Source organism: Streptomyces mayteni (assembly GCF_054783955.1).
The window spans coordinates 32638-51801 of sequence record NZ_BAAGPR010000054.1; the positions used below are offsets into that span (position 1 = coordinate 32638).

At 75.8% G+C, this 19164-nt stretch carries 16 protein-coding genes; 12 read left to right on the forward strand and 4 right to left on the reverse strand.

The features are described 5' to 3' along the window. Positions 1 to 41: 41 nt before the first annotated feature. Positions 42 to 1088 carry an NADP-dependent oxidoreductase gene (locus tag ACYVPE_RS22810; protein WP_461035542.1) on the reverse strand — a complete coding sequence of 349 codons (1047 nt, stop codon included), beginning with the start codon at positions 1086 to 1088 and terminating at the stop codon, positions 42 to 44. Between ACYVPE_RS22810 and ACYVPE_RS22815 the strand changes: the two genes are divergently transcribed. Next, the gene (locus ACYVPE_RS22815) at positions 1087 to 2091 is read left to right on the forward strand and encodes an aldo/keto reductase family protein (RefSeq protein WP_461035543.1); all 1005 of its coding nucleotides are present in this window, start codon (positions 1087 to 1089) and stop codon (positions 2089 to 2091) included. The two genes, ACYVPE_RS22810 and ACYVPE_RS22815, sit on opposite strands and share 2 nt — an antisense overlap. Positions 2092 to 2118: 27 nt before the next feature. On the opposite strand, the gene ACYVPE_RS22820 is transcribed toward ACYVPE_RS22815, so the two are convergent. Then, positions 2119 to 3135, reverse strand: a complete 1017-nt coding sequence (locus ACYVPE_RS22820) for an aldo/keto reductase (protein WP_461035544.1) — start codon at positions 3133 to 3135, stop codon at positions 2119 to 2121. A 191-nt stretch (positions 3136 to 3326) separates the two neighbouring features. Here ACYVPE_RS22820 and ACYVPE_RS22825 point away from each other — a divergent pair, with 191 nt between their 5' ends. The 11 genes from ACYVPE_RS22825 to ACYVPE_RS22875 all read left to right on the forward strand — a co-directional run bounded on the left by ACYVPE_RS22825 (position 3327) and on the right by ACYVPE_RS22875 (position 17017). Next, positions 3327 to 4346, forward strand: a complete 1020-nt coding sequence (locus ACYVPE_RS22825) for an SGNH/GDSL hydrolase family protein (protein ID WP_461035545.1) — start codon at positions 3327 to 3329, stop codon at positions 4344 to 4346. 131 nt (positions 4347 to 4477) lie between these two features. Continuing rightward, positions 4478 to 5572: a polyprenyl synthetase family protein gene (locus tag ACYVPE_RS22830; RefSeq protein ID WP_461035546.1), complete on the forward strand. Its 1095-nt coding sequence runs from the start codon at positions 4478 to 4480 to the stop codon at positions 5570 to 5572. Then, complete coding sequence (locus ACYVPE_RS22835) at positions 5569 to 6159, forward strand: hypothetical protein (RefSeq protein WP_461035547.1); 591 nt, start codon at positions 5569 to 5571, stop codon at positions 6157 to 6159. Before ACYVPE_RS22830 ends, ACYVPE_RS22835 begins: the two co-directional genes overlap by 4 nt. An 8-nt stretch (positions 6160 to 6167) precedes the next feature. Then, positions 6168 to 7418: an FAD-dependent monooxygenase gene (locus ACYVPE_RS22840; RefSeq protein ID WP_461035548.1), complete on the forward strand. Its 1251-nt coding sequence runs from the start codon at positions 6168 to 6170 to the stop codon at positions 7416 to 7418. Positions 7419 to 7422: 4 nt separating this feature from the next. Beyond that, positions 7423 to 8367 (forward strand): UbiA family prenyltransferase, encoded by a 945-nt coding sequence (locus tag ACYVPE_RS22845; RefSeq protein ID WP_461035549.1) that lies wholly within the window; start codon positions 7423 to 7425, stop codon positions 8365 to 8367. A gap of 4 nt (positions 8368 to 8371) precedes the next feature. Next, entirely contained in the window at positions 8372 to 9103 is a 732-nt protein-coding gene (locus ACYVPE_RS22850) for a class I SAM-dependent methyltransferase (RefSeq protein ID WP_461035550.1), read from the forward strand. A gap of 118 nt (positions 9104 to 9221) precedes the next feature. Beyond that, on the forward strand, positions 9222 to 10931 hold the full coding sequence (locus ACYVPE_RS22855; RefSeq protein WP_461035551.1) for a S1 family peptidase: 1710 nt from the start codon (positions 9222 to 9224) through the stop codon (positions 10929 to 10931). Beyond that, positions 10928 to 13189 carry a serine/threonine-protein kinase gene (locus ACYVPE_RS22860; protein ID WP_461035552.1) on the forward strand — a complete coding sequence of 754 codons (2262 nt, stop codon included), beginning with the start codon at positions 10928 to 10930 and terminating at the stop codon, positions 13187 to 13189. The genes ACYVPE_RS22855 and ACYVPE_RS22860 overlap by 4 nt, the downstream gene beginning before the upstream one ends. A gap of 59 nt (positions 13190 to 13248) precedes the next feature. Next, a complete protein-coding gene (locus ACYVPE_RS22865) occupies positions 13249 to 14739 on the forward strand; it encodes a VWA domain-containing protein (RefSeq protein ID WP_461035553.1) in 1491 nt (496 codons plus the stop codon). Further along, complete coding sequence (locus ACYVPE_RS22870) at positions 14736 to 15719, forward strand: hypothetical protein (protein WP_461035554.1); 984 nt, start codon at positions 14736 to 14738, stop codon at positions 15717 to 15719. Before ACYVPE_RS22865 ends, ACYVPE_RS22870 begins: the two co-directional genes overlap by 4 nt. Continuing rightward, the gene (locus tag ACYVPE_RS22875) at positions 15716 to 17017 is read left to right on the forward strand and encodes an ABC transporter substrate-binding protein (protein ID WP_461035555.1); all 1302 of its coding nucleotides are present in this window, start codon (positions 15716 to 15718) and stop codon (positions 17015 to 17017) included. The genes ACYVPE_RS22870 and ACYVPE_RS22875 overlap by 4 nt, the downstream gene beginning before the upstream one ends. Before the next feature lie 5 nt (positions 17018 to 17022). On the opposite strand, the gene ACYVPE_RS22880 is transcribed toward ACYVPE_RS22875, so the two are convergent. Next, positions 17023 to 17937: a ribokinase gene (locus ACYVPE_RS22880; RefSeq protein ID WP_461035556.1), complete on the reverse strand. Its 915-nt coding sequence runs from the start codon at positions 17935 to 17937 to the stop codon at positions 17023 to 17025. Beyond that, on the reverse strand, positions 17934 to 19164 hold a 1231-nt coding region (locus ACYVPE_RS22885), incomplete at its 5' end, for an ADP-ribosylglycohydrolase family protein (protein WP_461035557.1). The genes ACYVPE_RS22885 and ACYVPE_RS22880, both read right to left, overlap by 4 nt.

Consider the following 19164-nt stretch of genomic DNA (forward strand, 5'->3'; position numbering starts at 1 on the left):
GCGCCGCCGGGGACACCGGGTTTTGGCCCGGCTCCGCCGGGCTACGGCAGGGCCACGGCCAGTTTGCCGAGGGCGCCGGCGGTGAAGTCGGTGAAGGCCTGGGTGCCCTCGGCGAGGGAGTAGGTGCGGGTGATGGGGACCCGGATCAGTCCTGAGGCGACGTCGGCGGCCAGGCGGTCGAGGGTCGCGGCGTCGGGGGAGGCCACCACCTCGGTGACCGCGAAGCCGCGGCCGGCGGCCTGTACCGGGCCGAAGCCGAGGGTGGAGGCCATCCGGCCGCCGGCGGTGACCAGTTCGGCCAGGATCTCGCCGTTGCCGGCGAAGTGCAGGGCCGCCGAGACGCCGTTCGGCGCCAGCGGGCGCACCTGGGCGAGCAGGTCGCCGCCGTGGTCGACGAGCCGCACCCGGTCGCCGCCGAGCTCGCGGACGAAGTCGGCCTGCCGTCCTGGCCGGGCCGTGGCGATCACGTCGGCGCCCGCCGACAGCGCGTACTGGAGGGCGAACGCGCCCACCCCGCCGGTCGCGCCGGAGATCAGCACGAGGTCGCCGGGCGCGGGCCCGACGGCCTCGATCGCGTCGAGCGCGGCCGTGCCCGCGAGGCCGAGCGCGCCGGCGTCGGTCGGGGTGACCCCGGCCGGGATCCTGGCCACCCCGAACTCCTCGGCGACCGTGACGTACTCGGCCAGCGATCCGGTGCCGGGGAAAGTGCCGGTGACCACGCCGAAGACGGCCTCGCCGACCGAGAACCTGCCGACCCGCTCGCCGATCGCGTCGACCGTGCCGGCGAAGTCCTTGCCGAGCACGAAGGGGAAGTCCGGCGGCGGGTGCGGGACCAGGCCGCCCGCCACCGCGGCGTCGTAGCCGTTGATCGAGGAGGCCGCCACCCGCACCAGGAGTTCGCCGGCCGCCGGGGAGGGATCCGGCAGCTCGGACGGCAGGGGCGTGCCGGGGATCTCGTACATCGTCAGGGCGCGCATCGTCGTGGAGGCTATGCGAAGCGGGCCGGTGGCCCGGCGCACCACACAGCCCGCGCGCACCATGACCGGCCATTCGGACGACGTTCGTCGGACGATAGGCTCGCTGGTCATGGAGTATCGACACCTTGGCCGTAGCGGCCTGCTGATCAGCGAGATCGCCTACGGCAACTGGCTCACCCACGGATCCCAGGTCGAGGAGGAGGCGGCCACCGCCTGCGTCCGCGCGGCCCTCGACGCCGGGATCACCACCTTCGACACCGCCGACGTCTACGCCGAGACCCGCGCCGAGTCGGTGCTCGGCCGCGCGCTGAAGGGCGAGCGCCGCGAGGGTCTGGAGATCTTCACCAAGGTCTTCTGGCCGACCGGACCCGGTCGCAACGACCGCGGCCTGTCGCGGAAGCACATCATGGAGTCGATCGACAACTCGCTGCGCCGGCTCCAGACCGACTACGTCGATCTCTACCAGGCCCACCGTTACGACCGGTTCACCCCGCTCGAGGAGACCATGTCGGCGTTCGCCGACGTCGTCCACTCGGGCAAGGCCCACTACATAGGCGTCTCCGAGTGGCCGGCCGAGCAGATCCGGCGGGCGCACGCGCTCGCCACCGAGCTGCGGATTCCGCTGGTGTCGAGCCAGCCGCAGTACTCGATGCTGTGGCGGGTCATCGAGCGCGACGTGGTGCCGACGTCCGAGGAACTGGGCATCGGCCAGATCGTCTGGTCGCCGATCGCCCAGGGCGTGCTGACCGGCAAGTACCTGCCCGGCCAGGACGCCCCGGAGGGCTCGCGCGCCACGGACGGCAAGGGCGGCGCGAACATGATCAGCCGTTTCATGCGGGACGAGGTACTCGAGGCCGTGCAGCGGCTGCGGCCGCTGGCCGACGAGGTGGGGCTCTCGCTGGCCCAGCTCGCGGTGGCCTGGGTGCTGCAGAACCCCAACGTCTCGGCGGCGATCGTGGGTGCCTCGCGCCCCGAGCAGGTCGGCGAGAACGCCAAGGCGGCGGGCGTCCGGCTGGAGGTCGACCTGCTGAAGCGGATCGACGAGATCATCCTGCCGGTCGCGGAGACCGACCCGGTCAAGGCCTACCAGAACGTGCCGGCCCGCCGCCCCTGACGGCTCGCGGCGGTCCGCCGGGGCCGTTCAGGCTCCGGCGGACGCCAGGGCCGCCAGCTGGTCCTGGCCGAGTTTCACGTCCAGGGCCGGCAGCGCGGCCCGGTAGTGCTCGGTGGTGCGGGGGCCGATCAGCGGGATGACCCGGGGGTCGGCCTGGTGCAGCAGCCAGGCGATCGCCAGCTGGTTGCCGGTCACCCCGGCCTCCGCGGCCACCGCGTCGAGCGCCGCCAGCCTGGCGTCCGCGTCGGGCCCGGCGTAGGAGTCCATCACCCAGTGGTCGCGCCGCCTCGCCGGGGAGCCGTAGATCCCCTTGAGGATGGGGGAGTAGGCGACGAGCCCGAGGTCGGGGTGGGCCCGCAGGTAGTCGAGCTGTTCCGCGTCGGTGACGGTGGCGGTGTCGAGGCCGGCCTTGGGCCGCAGGTACGAGTGCTGCTGCTGGAGCGCGACCGGCGCCGGCCAGCCCTCGCGCTCGCACAGCTGGCGGATCCGCTCCAGACGCCAGGTGCGGACGTTTGACCAGCCGAGGTACCTGACCTTGCCGGCCGCCACGATGCCGGCCAGCGCCTCCAGGGTCTCCTCCAGCGGCGTCGACCGGTCGTCGACGTGCACGTAGTACAGGTCGATGTGGTCGGTGCCGAGCCGGCGCAGGCTGTCGTCGACGGCGCGGCGCAGGGTCTCGGCGCCGGCGCCGGCGAAGCCGCCGTCGTGCGCGGCGGCCCAGATCGGCTCGTCGCCCTCGCCCCAGACCCGGGACAGGTCGGGCACCTGGGCGGTGCCCTTGGTGGCCAGGAACACCTTCTCGCGGCGCCCGCCGCCCTGGGCGAACCAGCGGCCGAGCAGCTCCTCGCTGTGGCCGCCGTGGCTGCCGCGGTCGTTCCACCAGGCGTAGCAGTCGGCGGTGTCGAGGAAGGTGCCGCCGGCGGCCAGGAAGTCGTCGAGCATGGCGAACGAGGTGGCCTCGTCCGTCAGGGTGCCCATGTTCATGCAGCCGAGCGCGAGCTGGCTGACCTGCTCGCCGGTGCGGCCCAGTTCCACGGTCTTCATTCGGAATTCTCTCCCATGTGTGCACTGATATGTGACAACGCTAGGAGTTGGAGCGCACGCCAAGTCAACGTCACCCGAAGGCGCGGTGCGAAAGATCTCGAAATCGCGCCGAAAGCATTGGCCGGCCAGGATCAAACCGCTTTGCTGGCGGTCGCGTTGGTCGCGGGGGTGCTACCGGAAGGGTGTGCGTGATGCGATTCGCGAGATGGTTGGTATCCGCCGTGTTGCTGGCGATGGTGGCGGCCGGCGCTCTGGCAGCACCGGCCGCCGCTGCTCAGACGGCGGCAGCCGAGGCGCAGCCGACCGATCCGAACATTCGGTTCACCGGCCGCTGGGACACCTCGAACTCGGCCGCCTACACGCCCTACTGGGCGGGCGCGTACCTCACCGTCGGCTTCACCGGCACCACGGTGCGGCTCACGCAGCGCGGCACCATCGACCTGTACGCCAGCATCGACGGCGGCCCCACGGTGTCGTACACCGGGGTCAGCGGGGTGGTGAACCTGACGCCGCAGCCGCTGGCTTCCGGCAACCACACGCTGGTGGTGAGCTACCGGGTGGTGGCCGGCTCGTACCACGGCGACGCGGTGTTCCAGGGGCTCACGCTCGACGCCGGCGCGCGGACGTTCGCGGCGCCGCGCCGGGCGCGGCTGATCGAGTTCGTCGGCGACTCGATCACGGTGGGCACCACCAGCAGCCGCAACCACCTCACCGCCTACCCGTGGCTGATCGGCGAGCAGTTGGGCGCCGACCACACCGCGATCGCCCAGGGCGGCGCCTGCCTGGTGGCCGCCGACTGCGTCGGCCTCGAGCAGCAGTTCACCAAGCTGAACCCCAACGCGCCCACGCCGGACTGGGACTTCGCCCGCTACCGGGCCGACGCCGTGGTGATCAACCTCGGCACCAACGACGTCGGGCACGGCGTGAGCGGCGCCCAGTTCCAGACCGCGTACACCAACCTGCTGCGCACCGTCAGGCAGAAGTATCCGAACGCCTGGATCTTCGCGGTCGGCACCTTCCGCGGCCGCTATCCGACGGAGACCAGGGCCGCCGTGTCGACCGTGACGGCGGGCGGCGACGGCCGGGTCTCCTTCGTGGACACCACCGGCTGGCTGAGCTCGTCCGACCTCTCGGACTCGGTGCATCCGAACGACCAGGGGCACCGGACCATCACCGGCCGGCTCGCGCCGATCATCGCCGCACGCCTCTGAGCACGCCTCCGAGCGCGTCCCGCCACCCGTCTGGCCGTCCACTCGTCTGAGCGAGGGGTTTCCCGGCCGGGAACGGCCGGCCCGGTGCGTCGCGTCTCGCGCCCACCGGGCCGGTCATTCAGGATGACCATGTGACTACTCCTGGTTCGCCGCCCCACGACCCGGTCCGCCTCGCCCGGCAGTCGGCCCGGCGGCTGACGCAGGCCGCGCTGCGCGAGGCGGTCGGGCACCTCGACGCCTCCCTCGAGCGGATGTTCGGCTACCACATGGGCTGGTGGGGGGAGCGCGGCGACCCCTGCCCCGAGGCCGTGGAGGGCAAGGCCCTGCGGCCCGCCCTCGTCTTCCTCGGCGCCGACGCCACCGGCGTGGCCGACGAGACGGCGGAACCCGGCGCCGTCGCCGTGGAGCTCATCCACAACGCCACCCTGATCCACGACGACATGATGGACGGGGACGCCGTCCGCCGGAACCGGCCGGCCGTCTGGCAGGTCTTCGGCTCCGGATCCGCGATCCTGCTCGGCGACGGGCTGCACGCCGGCGCCGTCGACATCCTGCTGCGCCGCGGCGGACCGCACGCCCCCGACGCCGTCCGGCTGCTCTCCGGCATGCTGATGCGCCTGGTGCGCGGCCAGGCCAGGGACCTCGCCCTGGCCGCCCGCCCCTGGCGTGGGCCCGAGGCCGTCGGCATCGCCGAGTACCGGGCGATGGCCGCCGACAAGACCGCCTCGCTCCTCGGCTGCGCCGCCGCCATCGGCGCCCAGCTCGGCGGCGCGCCCCCGACCGCCCTGCGCACCCTCGTCCAGGCCGGCGAACACCTCGGCCTCGCCTTCCAGTTCGTCGACGACCTGCTGGGCGTCTGGGGCCCGCCACGCGCCACGGGCAAGGAATCGTCGAGCGACCTGGCCCGCGGCCAGAAGACCCTGCCGCTGCTCACCGCCGTGGGCTCGGGAACGGACCACGGGACACGCCTCGCCGGCATGCTGGCGGACGGCCTGCCCGACGCGTCGGCCATGGCGCGGGCCGCGGAGCTCGCCGACCGGGCCGGCGCCAGGAGCGCCACCGAGCGGGCCGCCCGACACCACCTCGTCCTCGCCGGGCGGGCGTTCGCCTCCCTCGACCCGCCCCCCACCGCGCGGGCCGCCTTCGACGAGCTGACGGCCACCGTCATCGAGCGGGCCGGCCTCGCCGTCGACCGGCCGGGCGGACCCCAGGTCGACGCCCCGTGACCGGCCGCACCGCCCAGCGCCACCCGACCGAGCCGCCGCCCGGCGCCTTCGACCTCGGCCCCGACGCCGACCCGGGCCCGTCCATCGCCCGCTTCGCCTCCCCACTGACCCGGATGCTGCTCAGCAGCGAAGGGCTCACCACCACGCTGCTCGCCGCCCTCACCGCCGTCCGCCCTCGGCTGCACCCCCTCCACCAGGGCCGGCTCCCCGCCGGCGAGGCCGCGCCAGGCGCCGCCGACCTGTTGCGGGCCCCCAACGGCACCGAGGTGCTGACCCGCCACTCGCTCAGCCTCGGCAACGCGGACCGCGCGCTCTCCGTCAACCACGTGGTGATCCGCCTCGACCTGCTGCCGCGCCTCGCCGAACGCCTCAGCGTCTCCGCGCTGCCGCTCGGCGCCGTCCTGTGGTCCATGGGCACCGGCCACCGCCGCACCGTGCTGGCCGCCGGCCGCCGCTCCTGGCCGCACGACGCCGAGGACGGCCCCGGATGCTTCAAGACCTACCTGCTGTGGCACGGCGACGCGCCACTCGCCGCCATCACCGAGACGTTCAACCCGGCCGTGGTGCCGGCCGCCACCGGCGAGTGAGCCGCCCGATGCGACGCCTCCGCACCCAGGTCGGCATCGTCGGCGCCGGCCCCGCGGGACTGGTGCTCGCCAACACGCTGACCGCCGCCGGCGTCGACTGCGAGGTCGTCGAACGCGGCAGTCGCGCACGGGTCGAGAGCCGGTCCAGGGCCGGCTTCCTCGAACACCGCACCGTGGCCCACCTGCGCGCCGCGGGACTCGCCGACCGGCTGCTCGCCGAGGGCGTCCCGCACGGCCGCTGCGAGTTCCAGTGCCTCGGCCGGCTGGTCCACGTCGACTACGCCCGCCACTCCGGCGGCTACCGGCACTGGGCCTACCCGCAGCACGAGCTGGTCCGCGACCTGGTCGCCGCCCTGGTCGCCGCCGGCCGGCCGCCGCACTTCGGCCGGCCGGCGCGCGCCGTCGAGGAGGGACCCGGGGCCGGCGCCAGGATCGTCTGCCCGGGCCTGGAGATCCACTGCGACCAGGTGGTCGGCTGCGACGGCCGGCACGGCGTCGCCGCGGCCCGGCTGACCGCCGCCGCCGGCGCGGCCGCCCGGGACGCGGAACACCGCTACCCCTTCGACTGGCTCGCCGTCCTCGCCGAGGTCGACCGGCAGCCCACCGCCATCCGCTACGCCGTCACCGCCGAGGGCTTCGCCGGCATGATGCCGCGCGCCGGCACCCGCTGCCGCTTCTACCTCCAGTGCCCGCCGGGCGACACCGAGGGCGACTGGCCGCACCACCGGATCCGCGCCCGGCTGCGCGCCAGGCTCGCCACCGAGGCCGCGCCCATCCCCGAGATCGGGGCCATCCACGAGACCGAGGTGGTGCCCATGCGCTGCCGCGTCACCGAGCCGCTGCGGCACGGCGCGGTCGCCCTCGCCGGCGACGCCGCCCACCTGCTCACCCCCTCGGGCGCCAAGGGACTCAACCTCGCGGTCGCCGACGCCGCCGACCTCGCCGCCGCCCTCGTCGCCCACCATCGTGACGGCGACGCACTCGCCCTCGACGGCTACACCGCGCGACGGCTGCCCGACGTCCGCCGCAGCCTGGCGTTCTCCGACCGGCTGCTGCGACTCCTCCATCTCCCGCCCGGCGACCCGACGTTCGCGCTGCGGCGGCGACTGGCCGCGATCCACCGGCTGGCCGAGCCAGGGCCGCGCGCCACCGACTTCGCCCACCGGTACGCCGGCTCGGGGGCGGCACCCCACGTCCCTGCCGCCGACCTCGCCGCCGCCGAACTCCGGCCCGAGCCGAGGCACTCGCATGTCGGGTGAACCGGTGACGACCACCGCCGCCGCCCGCGGGGCCGGCGCCTGGCCGGCGCTCTACGGGCTGTTCCGCGGCACCCAGGCCGCGCTCAGCGTCGCCCCGCTGCTGCTCGCCGCGCTGCTCGCCGACGACCGGCCGCCACCCGGCCGGCTCGCCCTCGCCCTGGCCGCCGGATGCGCCGGCGTGCTCGCCATGTTCGCCTCCCACGACCTGCTCGACCTGCGCCGCGACCGGCACCGCCACGACCTCGTCGCGGCCACCGACACCCGCGACATCGACGCCGCGGGCGCCCGCCACCCCGTCGCCCAGGGCCGGCTCGGGGCCGCCACCGCCACCGCCGTCACCGCCGCGCTCGCCGCCCTCTCGCTGGCGATCGCCGTCCTGCTCAACCCGGTCTGCGCCGCCCTGCTGCTGCTCGCCGCCGCCCTCCAGGCCGGCTACTGCGCGCTGGCCGCCGTCACCCCCTGGAAGGCCCTGCTCTCCGGCGCGATGATCGGCGTCAGCGCGCCCGCCGGCTGGTTCGCCCTCACCCCGCACGCCGACTGGCCGCTGCTCGCGCTGCTCTTCCTCTGGCTCGCCGCCTGGGAGATCGGCGGCCGCAACATCCCCAACGACCTGGCCGACCGCGAGGAGGACGCCAGGCTCGGGCTGCGCACCGTCCCCGTGGTGCACGGGGACCGCGCCAGCGTGGCGCTGATCGGGGGCTGCCTGCTCCTCACCGTGCTGGCCGGCGCCGCCCTGATGCTCGCCGCCAGGTCCACCGTGGGACCCGTCGGCCTCGTCGGCGCCCTGCTGGCCGGCACGTTCTGCCTGCTGCGGCCGGCCGCCAGGCTGCGGCGCCACCCGGGCCAGGAGACCGCGCTCGCCCTGTTCGCCGGCGCCAGCCTCTACCCGGCCGCCGTGCTGGCCGCGTACCTCCTCGGCGACGTCACCCGGCCCCTGTTCGGAGCCTGAGCCGGTGCCGCCCGAGCCGATGCCGCGCGGCGGCCCGCACGCCTCCCGCCTCGACCGCTGGTTCGAGACCGACGCCGTCGAGTACCTGGACCGGCCGGAACTGAGCCACCGACACCCCGGCGTCCTGCGCGCCGTCGACCGCCAGTACCGGCTGATCGGCGCCTACCGGACCTTCGCGGACCTGGTGCGGCGCGCCGCCCCGGGACCTCGCCCTCGGATCCTCGAACTCGGCGCCGGCAGCGGCCGGTTGGCCGCCGAGCTGCTTCGTGGGATCCCCACCGCCAGGCTCACCGTCAGCGACGTCGACCCCGGCACCGTGGCCCGGCTGCGCGCCGGCCCGCTCGGCCACCACCCCAGGGCCCGCGTCCGCCGGCTCGACGCCACCGCCATCGACGCCCCCGACCGCTCCCACGACCTCGCGGTGCTCGTCGCCGCGCTGCACCACCTCGACCCGGGACAGGTGGCCGAGGTGCTGCGCGAGGGCACCAGGGTCGCCGGCCGGCTGCTGATCGTCGACGGCTGGCGCCACCCCGCGCTGCTCGGCCTGGTGCCCGTCGCACTGCTCGCCGGCGGCTGGCCCAACGCCCACGACTTCACCGTCAGCCTCCGCCGGATGTACGCGCCTGCGGCCCTGCGCGCCATCGCCGACCGGTCGGGCGCCGACCTCGACCTGCGCGCCAGGTTCACGCCGCCCTGCTACCTGGTGGCCCTCGCCACCAGGCGCGCCGGTCGGTAGGCGCCGGTCGCCAGGTGCACTTCGGGCCCGCCGGACGCACGCGTCTCCCACCCCCGTCGTACGCCCGTCGTCTCCCGACCCTACGGATTGCGACGGTCTCGCGGGTATGCTGCGAAGTATGGGGGACAATGCGACACTGGCGTCGAATTCCCTGGGGGCGTCGGAGAGTTGGCGAGTCAGGCTGCGCCAGCCGCGGGGGCGGGTGCTGGGAGCCGGGGTGCTGCTCTCCACCGACACCGTGCTGACCTGCGCCCACGTGGTGGGCGCACCGGACCAGCCCGTGTTGGTCGACCTCGTCGGGGAGCCCGGTGCCGAGCCGGTGCCGGCCAGCGTCGACGCCGAGGGCTGGGTGCCCGAGAGCGGAGACCAACTCTCCGGGCTCGGCGGAGACCTGGCACTGTTACGCCTGGAGCGGCCGCAACCGCCGGGCCGGGCCACCACGCTCCGGCGGCTCTCGCCCACCTGGGACCGGCCGGTCCGCATGTACGGCTTTCCCGCGGGCCTCGACCAGGGGATCTACCTGCGCGGCCGGCTCGCCGGCGGCATCGGGGGCGACGGCCGGGTGCAGATCTTCCCCGAGGAGGCCGCCGAGGTGGTGCGCCCCGGCTTCAGCGGCGCCGGCGTCACCGACCAGCAGACCGGGCAGGTCATCGGGATCGTGGTCAACGCCTACCTCGGGCAGGGGCTGCGGCTCTCCTTCATGATCCCGACCGAGACCGTGATCCGCCACCTGCCCTGGGTACGGCAGCGGACCGAGGGCGACTCGGTCGTCGACCGGGAGCTGGTCTCCACCAGCACCGAGCCCGCCGAGGAACCCGCCTTCGCCGCCTGGCTCGCCGGCTGGCTGAGCGGCGGCGACACCGCCCCGGCCGTCGACGCCGCCCTGGTCGAACCCGCCGACCGGGCCAGGAACCTGACGCTGCGCCGCGCCCTCACCCAGGCCGACCGGGAGCTGTCCACCGCCGGCCGGGCCCTGGTGATACCCGGCGGCAACCCCGGCACCGTGCCGCCCGTGGGCTCCCTCGACCTGGCCGTCGACGTCGGCCGTGGGACCCCGACCGAGCTCGCCGAGCGGATCTGCCGGCGAATGGGCGTCGAGGGCGCCCCCGACCGCCCCGCCGTCGAGCGGCTCGCCACCGTCCAGGTGCCGCTGACCATCGTCGTGCACGGCGTCGACCGGGCGCGGGAGTCGGCCCGCCTCGATGAACTCCTCGGACTCCTCGCCGAACAGGGCAGCCGGCTGCTGCTGGTCTTCCACGCCGCCCCCGCCGAGACCCGGGACACCGCCGTCGCCGCCCTCCGCCTGCGCCACCGCATCGGCCGGCTCGCCCGCGGGCTCGACGCCACCGCCGAGCTGGAGCGCCGGTTCCGCGACCGGCGCCGGCAGGTGTCCACCACCGACCTCGACGACGCCACCAAGGCCCTCACCGCGATCTCCTTCCTGCGCCGCTCCCTGCCGCGGCTGCGCCGCGAGGCGTCGGCCGCCGACCGTACCGCCGCCCGACTCGACGCCGCCCACGACGAGTTGGACGACTACGAGCGGCAGCCGAAGAGCGCCGCCGCCCTGCTCGACACGGCGCTCACCGGGCTCGACGCGCTGATCGCCCGCCGGAACGAGCTGCGCGGCCGGCTCGGCGCCGCCCAGGCCAGGGCGCGCGCCGCGCGCGGCGAGGAGGACCTGGAGCTGGCGCGGCTCTACGCGGCGGCGCACGACCTGCTCTGGCGGTCGCCCTGCGACGTGGCCGCCGCCGAAGCCGCCGCGCTCCGCTACCTGGTGGCCGTCACCGACCGGCGGGACGAGCCGCCCGCCGGGGTGGTCACCCGGTGACCGGGGCCGCGGCGCCCCGCTGCGACCGGCCGCCCTGCCCCGGCGCCGTGACCGCCACCGGCTACTGCGACACCTGTGGCCGGCGACCGGTCGCCTCCTCGCCCGCGCCGGCGCGCCGGCACCGGGGCACGCCGCCCGGGCCGGCCGGCGCCCCGCCACGCGCCTCCGCCGTGCTGTCCGGCGCCACCGGCGGGGACATGGCGCTGCCCGACGTCTCCGTCCTCGACCCGTCGGAGCTGATCGACGCCGACCCCCGCCCGCCCAGGGGCGGCCGCGAGTGCGGCAAGGACGGCTGCCGGGAACACGTCGGCATCGGCTACGGCGACCAGCCGGCCGCCCCCACCGGCTACTGCCCCCGCTGCGGCCACCCGTACTCCTTCGTGCCCCAGCTCAACCGCGGCGACGTGCTCGGCGGCCAGTACCGGGTGGAGGGGCCGGTGACGCACGGCGGGCTCGGCTGGATCTACCTCGCCAGGGACACCCGCCTTGACGACCACCCGGTCGCCCTCAAGGGCCTGATCAACGCCAACGACGCCACCGCGCTCAAGGTCGCCGAGGCCGAACGCCGCTTCCTCACCGCGCTCGACCACCCCGACATCGTCCGCATCATCAACGTCGTCAGCTGGCGGGACACCGGCTACCTGGTGATGGAGTTCGTCAGCGGACGCTCCCTCCGGGAACTCGTCACCCCCGAGGGGCAGGAACGGCTGCTCGGCGGCCCGCTGCGGCTCGAACACGTCGCCGTCTACGGCTGCCGGATCCTCGACGCCATCGACTACCTGCACGGCCGGGGCCTGCTCTACTGCGACATGAAGCCGGACAACGTCATCCACCACGGCGACCGGATCAAGGTCATCGACCTGGGCGGCGTCCGCCGGATCGACGACCACGACTCGGTCGCCGTGATCACCCCGGAGTACCTGCCTGACGAGGAGCTGTACCGCGCCCCAGAGCCGGCCGAGCCCGCCGACTCCGGTGGGCTCGGGCGGCACGCCAGGTTCACCAAGCTCACCGACCTCTACACCGTGGCCACCACCCTCCGCGAACTGGTGGACGCCGCCGAGCCGGGGCCGGAGATCGCGCACGACTCGTTCGGCCGGCTCCTCGCCCGCGCCACCGCGCCCCAGACGGGCGCCAGGTTCGCCACCGCCGCCGAGATGTCCGCCCAACTGCGCGGAATCTGGCGGGAGATCCACTCCCTCAGCACCGGCGAACCACACGCCTTCCAGTCCACGGTGTTCTCGCCGGGCGCCGACCCGCTGGACGCCGGCCTCGGCGCCGTCCCGCCGCCCGACCACTGGCTGCGGCCGCCCGACCGGCCGGCACCCGACCTCGACCTCGCGCCGCCGCCGCCCGAGCGGGTCGCGGTCCGGCTCCCCGTCCCCATCCCGCACCCGGACGCCCCGGGCCCCGCCCGCGAACTGCGCACCTGCGCCACCTCGTTGGCGCTCGGCGCCCTGGACGCCGCCGAGCAGGCCCTGTTGCGCGCCTGCCAGCTGCTCAGCCCGGCCGTCGCCCGACACGACTGGCGGATCGCCTGGCACCGCGGGCTGCTCCTGCTGGCCAGGGGCGACGTCCACGACGACGGCGCGACGCAGCGGGCGCTCGGCATGGGCCCGGGCGCCAGGCCCCGGGCCAGGCACTGGTTCGACGCCGTCTGCGACGCGCTGCCCGGCGAACCGGCGCCCAAGCTGGCCCTCGGCTACTGCGCCGAGCGCGCCGCCGAGCCGGCGGCCGCGGAGCGCGCCTACCAGGCGGTCTGGCGGCGTGACCCGACGGACGGCGCCGCCGCCTTCGGCATCGCCAGGGTCCGGCTCGGCCGGGGCGACCGGGCCGGGGCGCTCGACGTCCTCGACCGGGTGCCGGCCCACGCGCCGCACCACGGCGCGGCCCGGCTCGCCATGGTCCGGGTGCACGTCGGCTGGCGCGGCGAACACCCGCCCACCGCCCAGGACTTCCGGGCGGCGCAGCGGCTGACGGCGACGCTGAGCCTGGACGGCGGCCGGCCCGAGGGCGAGGAACGCGTCCGACTGACCGCCGAGGTCGGGGAGTCGGCGCTGCGCGCCGTGGCGGCCGGGGCCCTGACCCCGAAGGAGCTCGACCCGGGCCCGCTGCTCGGCGACCGTCCCGACGAACGCGGGCTGCGCGCCCGGCTGGAGGCGGCGTTCCGGGAGCTGGCGGAGCGCGCCCGCACCGGGGAGGAGCACGCCGCGCTGATCGACCGCGCCAACCGGGTACGGCCGTGGAGCACGTTCTGAGCACGCCCAGCCGACCGCACCGACCGCAGGAGCACGACCGGTTGAAGGAGGAACGACACATGACCGAAGCGCAGGACGGACCCGCGGTCACGCTGACCATCAGCCAGGACCGCGAACTCGCCGTCGGGGCCGCCGAGTCGGGCGTGCACGGCTTCCTCAACGTGCGGGCCGGCGGCGTCGACCCCACGGTACTCGGCACGGCCCCGGCCGCCGCCGAGGTGATCGTCATCGACTGCTCGGGCTCGATGGCCTCACCAGGCAGCAAGATCACGGCCGCCCGCGAGGCCGGCACCGCGGCCGTGCTGGCGCTCCGCGACGGCACCAGGTTCGCCGTCGTCGCCGGCACCGACCAGGCCCGCATGGTCTACCCGCCGGAGGGCCGCCTGGAGACGGCCGACCACGACTCCAAGGCCCAGGCGGCCGACCGGATCCGCTACCTCTACCCCAACGGCGGCACCGCCATCGGCGCCTGGCTCCGGCTGGCCCGCCGACTGCTCGCCGACGACGACCTGGCCCAGGAACCGGCCCCCGACTTCCGGCACATGCTGCTGCTCACCGACGGCTGGAACATGCACCACCGCGAACTGCTGGCCAGCGAACTCGACGCCTGCCGCGGGCTCTTCGTCTGCGACGCGCGGGGCATCGGCGACGGCTGGAACGCCCTGGAGCTCAAGGAGATCGCCGACCGGCTGCACGGCACCTCCAAGGCCGTGCTGCGCGACGCCGAACTGCGCGCCGAGTTCGAGGAGATGGTGCGCGCCTCGATGGCCCGCACCCTCTCCGGCGTCGCGCTCCGCGTCACCCCGCTGCCCGGCAGCGACATCCGCTTCGTCAAGCAGGTCCACCCCGTCGAGCACGACCTCACCGAGAGCGGCCGGCCGACCACCGGCCGCACCGTCGAGTACCCCACCCCGGCCTGGCAGGACGACGAGGAGCGCGTCTACCACGTCTGCCTGGACGCCGACCCCGCGGGCCGCCCCCGCGACGAGGACCTGCAGATCGGCTACGCCCAGGTCACCGTGGCCTCCGACCGGGTGGCCGCCCCCGAGCCGGTGCCGATCCTCGTCCACTGGCTGCCGGGCGACGCCCGGCCCACCAGGGTCAGCGCGGTCAGCGAACACTTCACCCTCTACGGCGACTTCGGCCGCGTCGTCGCCGACGCCTACGACGCCCACCAGTCGGGCGACCTGCCCGCCGCCCAGGACCGGCTCGGCGCCGCCGTCCGGATCGCCCACCGGCTCGCCGACGCCGAGAAGCTGCGGCTGCTCGCCGAGGTCGTCGAGATCGCCGACGCCGTCACCGGCCGGGTCCGGCTCCGGCGCGCCTTCGACCAGCGCCACCTCGGCCAACTCGTGATGCTCAGCAGCCGCACCACCCTGCTGTCCGAGGGCCGCTCCGAGCCCCCACCGTCCGGCGGCGACCGGCCGACGCCGGCCGAACCGCGCCGCTGCCCCCGCGCCGACTGCACCGCGCTCTCGCCCGCCGACGCCCGCTACTGCGTGCGCTGCGGGCAGCCCATGACCGACGGCGCCGACCGGGAACAGGCGTGACCGGCACCCGCCGGGCGCTGTTCGGCCGGCTGATCCTGCTGATCGCGCTCACCGTCGTCACCGTGGCCGCGCTGTTCCTCGCCTACGGGGGCGTCCACCGCGGCGCGGGACCGGTGCGCGACGGCACCGCCCCCGCCATCCTCGACGTCACCACCGCGCAGGACGCGCTGCGCCAGGCCAACGACGCCGCCAGGACCGCCCTGGAGTCGGGCCAGAGCGCGCTGGTCGGCGCCGGCGGCGGCTACCGCATCCAACTGGCGGTCGCCAACCAGAGTCTGGCCGGCGCCGCCGAGGGCGACGTGACGGGCGACACGGGGCTGCGCGCCCTGCAGACCGTCACCGGGCTGATCGTCGCCTACTCGGGCTGGATCGAACGGGCCGCCACCGTGCCGGACGACTCCCCGCTGCTCGGCGCCTACCTGCACTACGCCGACACCATGCTCAACCGGCCGGTCACCGGCATCCTCGCCCGCCTCGACGAACTCCAGGCCGGCCAACGCGCCACCCTGGCCGACCAGACCACCTTCGGCTGGTCGGGGCGCCTCACCTGGGCCACCGCCCTGCTGCTCTGCGCCGCCCTGGCCGGCGCCCTGGTCGAGACCCAGCGCTTCCTGCGCCACCGCTTCCGGCGGCGCCACAACCCCTGGCTGCTCGGTGCCACCGCGGTGACGCTCGCCGCCGGCGCCCTGCTGGCCGCCGGCACCGTCCAGACCCAGCACGCCAAGGACGCGTCGCGCGACCAGCTCGCCGCGACCGTCGGCGTTTGGCGGTCGACCTCGGGGGACGAGCCGACCGCGACGCCGGCCGACGTGGCCGGCGCCATCCGCCGCACCGCCCAGGAGGTCGAGACCGAGATGCGTGACACCGACTGGCGGGCCGGCCTCACCAACTGGGTGCCGGCGCTCGGCCCGGTGCTCGGCGCCCTGATCCTGCGGGGCGTCCTGCCGCGCCTCGCCGAGTACCGGTACCGCACGCGATGAGGGGCCGACGCACCGCGCTCCTCGGGGCCCTCGCCCTGCTGCTGACCGCGGCCGCCGTCGTCGGCGGCGTGGTCAGGGCGACGTCCGAGGCGCCCACCGTCTCCGTGTTCGCCTCCTGGACCGGCGACGAGGGCGCCGTGTTCGACACCGTGCTCGCCGACTTCACCGAGCGGACCGGCATCGAGGTCGAGTACCAGGGCACCACCGCGCAGCGCGAGGTGCTGATGTCCCAGGTGCGGTCGGGATCGCCGCCCGACGTGGCGATCCTCTCCAGCCCCGGCGAGCTGGCCGAGTACGCCGCCCGCGACGAGATCCACCCGCTCGGCCGCGCGCTCGGCGACCAGCGCGACGCCTACGGCGAGCCCTGGCTCGCCCCGCTCGCGGGCGAGGAGGAGACCTACTGGGTGCCGGTCAAGGCCGACCTGAAGAGCGTCGTCTGGTACGACCCGGCGCGGTTCACCCCCGACCAGGCCGTGGCGCTGGCCGGCGACGGCGACAACTGGTGCCTGGGGATGGGCTCGGACGCCACCTCAGGATGGCCGGGCACCGACTGGGTGGAGGACGCGCTGCTCCAGAGCGCCGGGCCGGACGCCTACGAGTCCTGGGCCACCGGCACCCCGGGCAGCTGGACCACCGAGGAGATGGCGGCCGCCTGGCGCGGCGTCGCCCAGGCGCTCACCGGCCAGGGCTCGACCCGCGCCACCGACTCCCTCACCCAGGACATCGGCGTGGCATCCGGAGGGCTGTTCGCCGAGCCGCCGCGCTGCGCGCTCGACCACCAGTCGTCGTTCATCCGCGGCCTGTACGGCGCCGAGGCGCCGGGCGACGGCGTGCCGGAGGCGGCGTTCCTCGCCTCGGCCACCGTGCTGCCCGGCACCGGCGGCGAGCAGCGGGGCTGGGAGGTGGCCGGCGACTTCGCCGCCATGTTCCGCGACACCCCCGAGGCGCGGCGGCTCATCGGCTACCTCGCCTCGGCCGAGGCCCAGGAGCTGTGGGCCCGCGCCGTGCCGGACGACGTGCCGAGCCCGATGTTCGCCAACTCCCTGGTGGGGCGGGACGTCTACGCCGACGACCCCGCGGGCGGCGCGGTCGCCGACCTGCTCCACGGCCCAGGGCCGCACTGCCTCGACGCCTCCGACGCCATGCCGCCCGCCATGCGGGACGCGTTCCAACAGGCCGTGCTGCGCCTGCTCGCCGCGCCTGACCAGCCGCCCGACCCGTTGCTCGCCGAGCTCGAGGACGTGCGGGCGGCGGTGACCGAGGACGGCGGCGCCTGGCCGTCCTCGGTCTGCGGCTGAACGCCTCAGCGCGCCGAGGCCGCCTCGATCTCCGCCCGCTCCGGCATCGACGACGAGGCGCCGGGCCGGCACACCGAGATCCCGGCGGCGGCCGAGGCCCAGGCCAGGGCCGCCGGCATCGGCCGGCCCTCGCCGCCGGCCACCGCGAGCGCGCCGACGAACGTGTCGCCGGCCGCCGTGGTGTCCACCGCCCTGACCCGGGTCGCCGGCACGGTGACCGGCTCGGCGCCCCGGGCGGCGTACAGGCTGCCGGCCTCGCCCAGCGTGATCACCACCTCGGGCACCGCGTCCAGCAGGGCCCGCGCGGCCAGGGCCGGATCGCGCCGCCCGGTCAGCACCTCGGCCTCGTGCTCGTTGGGCACCAACAGGTCGGTGAGCGCCAGCAGTTCGTCGGGCAGCGGCCGGGCCGGCGCCGGGGTGAGCACCGTCCGCACGCCGTGGGCCCGCGCCGCCCGCGCCCCGGCGAGCACGCCGGCCATCGGCAGTTCCAGCTGGAGCAGCAGGGTGCCGGCGGCCGCGATCCGCTCCTCGTCGCCCGGCGCGAGGCCCGTCACCGTGCCGTTGGCGCCCGGCACCACCACGATGGAGTTGCCGCCCTCGTCGTCGACCACGATGTGCGCGATGCCGCTCGGCCCTGGCGCGGTCCGCAGCCCCGCCGTGTCCACGCCCGAGTCGGCGAGCGCGGCGCGCAGCCGGGGCCCGAAGTCGTCGTCCCCGACGGCGCCGATCATGGTGACCAGGCCACCCGCGCGGGCCGCCGCGATCGCCTGGTTGGTGCCCTTGCCGCCCGGCACCGTGCGGAACTCCCGCCCCGAGACGGTCTCGCCGCGCCGGGGCGCCACCGGCACGTAGACGACGAGATCCATGTTGGTCGAGCCCAGCACGGCGACGGCAGGGGTCCTGGTGCCGGCCCGGCTCACGCGACGACCTCCAGGGTGAGCGCGGCGAGTTCGTCGAACCCTATGCCGTCGAAGCCGGCGACCGAGGTGGCGAGCCGGTTCTTCAGCGGCGCGGTCCACCTGGCCGGCAGCGCGGCCGGCGAGCCGGCCAGCAGCCCGGCCACCGAACCGGCCGTCGCACCGTTCGAGTCGGTGTCCCAACCGCCGGAGACCGCACGGCAGATGGACGCCGTGAAGTCGCCGTCCGCGTGGGTCAGGGCGGCGGCGAGGAGCGCCGCGTTGGGCAGCACGTGCACCCAGTGGTGGTCCGCGTAGTGGGCGTGCAGCCGGTCCACCACGGCGTCGAAGTCGCCGGCCGCCGGCAGCTCGCGGGCCGTCGCGACGCCGAGCCGCACGGCGGCCGCCAGCCGGGACCCGGGCGGCACCACGGAGAGCCCGGCCCGCAGACAGCCGTGCACGTCGACCCCGCCGCCGGCCGCCGCAGCGACGGTGGCCGCCACGAACATCGCCCCGTAGACGCCGTTCGCGGTGTGCGTCAACACCGCGTCCCGATGGGCGAGTTCGGCGGCGGTCGCCGGATCGCCCGGGTGCGTCCAGCCGAACACGTCGGCCCGGATCAGGGCGCCGATCCACTCCCGGAACGGGTTGCGGTGGCTGGCGGTCGCCGGCGGCTCGATCCCGGCCAGCAGATTGCGGTAGGCGACCCGCTCGGCCGTGAAGGTGCGGCCGGCGGGCAGCTCGTCGAGCCACAGCCCGGCCACGTCGGCGGTGTCGAAGCCGTGGCCGTGCCGGTGTAGCAACAGCAACCCGAGCAGCGGGTAGTTGAGGTCGTCGTCCTCGGGCGCCCCGTCGATGTTCTCGGCCAGCGAGGTGGCCGCGGAGCGCCGGTTCCAGGGGTGGGCGGCGGTCAGCTCGACCGGCAGCCCCCGGGCCGTGAACCACTCGTCGAGCGGCCAGTTGCCGGTGGCCCTGGCGAGGGCGCGGATGCCGGCCAGCGGCAGCTTCTCCACCGGCTTGCCCAGCACGCAGCCGGCGGCCCGGCCGAGCCAGCCGGCGTGCAGCCGGGTCTCCAGGGCCAGCCGGTCGACGGCCGCCGCGCCGGCCGGCTGGGGAACCGGCCACTCGGGACAGGCGGCCCGGATCGCGGCGAGACCGGTCGGCTCCCGGTCGGCCGACGGCGCCGGCAGCAGCGCCAGTTCGTCGAGCAGCCGCTCGGCCAGCGCGCGCAGCGCCGGGTCGCCAGGGGCC

Bases quoted from the DNA above. Each gene is read 5' to 3' on its own strand.
- ACYVPE_RS22815 (WP_461035543.1), top strand. From the start codon at position 1,087: ATGGAGTATCGACACCTTGGCCGTAGCGGCCTGCTGATCAGCGAGATC.
- ACYVPE_RS22810 (WP_461035542.1), bottom strand. From the start codon at position 1,088: ATGACCAGCGAGCCTATCGTCCGACGAACGTCGTCCGAATGGCCGGTC.
- ACYVPE_RS22820 (WP_461035544.1), bottom strand. From the start codon at position 3,135: ATGAAGACCGTGGAACTGGGCCGCACCGGCGAGCAGGTCAGCCAGCTC.
- ACYVPE_RS22825 (WP_461035545.1), top strand. From the start codon at position 3,327: ATGCGATTCGCGAGATGGTTGGTATCCGCCGTGTTGCTGGCGATGGTG.
- ACYVPE_RS22840 (WP_461035548.1), top strand. From the start codon at position 6,168: ATGCGACGCCTCCGCACCCAGGTCGGCATCGTCGGCGCCGGCCCCGCG.
- ACYVPE_RS22855 (WP_461035551.1), top strand. From the start codon at position 9,222: ATGGGGGACAATGCGACACTGGCGTCGAATTCCCTGGGGGCGTCGGAG.
- ACYVPE_RS22865 (WP_461035553.1), top strand. From the start codon at position 13,249: ATGACCGAAGCGCAGGACGGACCCGCGGTCACGCTGACCATCAGCCAG.
- ACYVPE_RS22875 (WP_461035555.1), top strand. From the start codon at position 15,716: ATGAGGGGCCGACGCACCGCGCTCCTCGGGGCCCTCGCCCTGCTGCTG.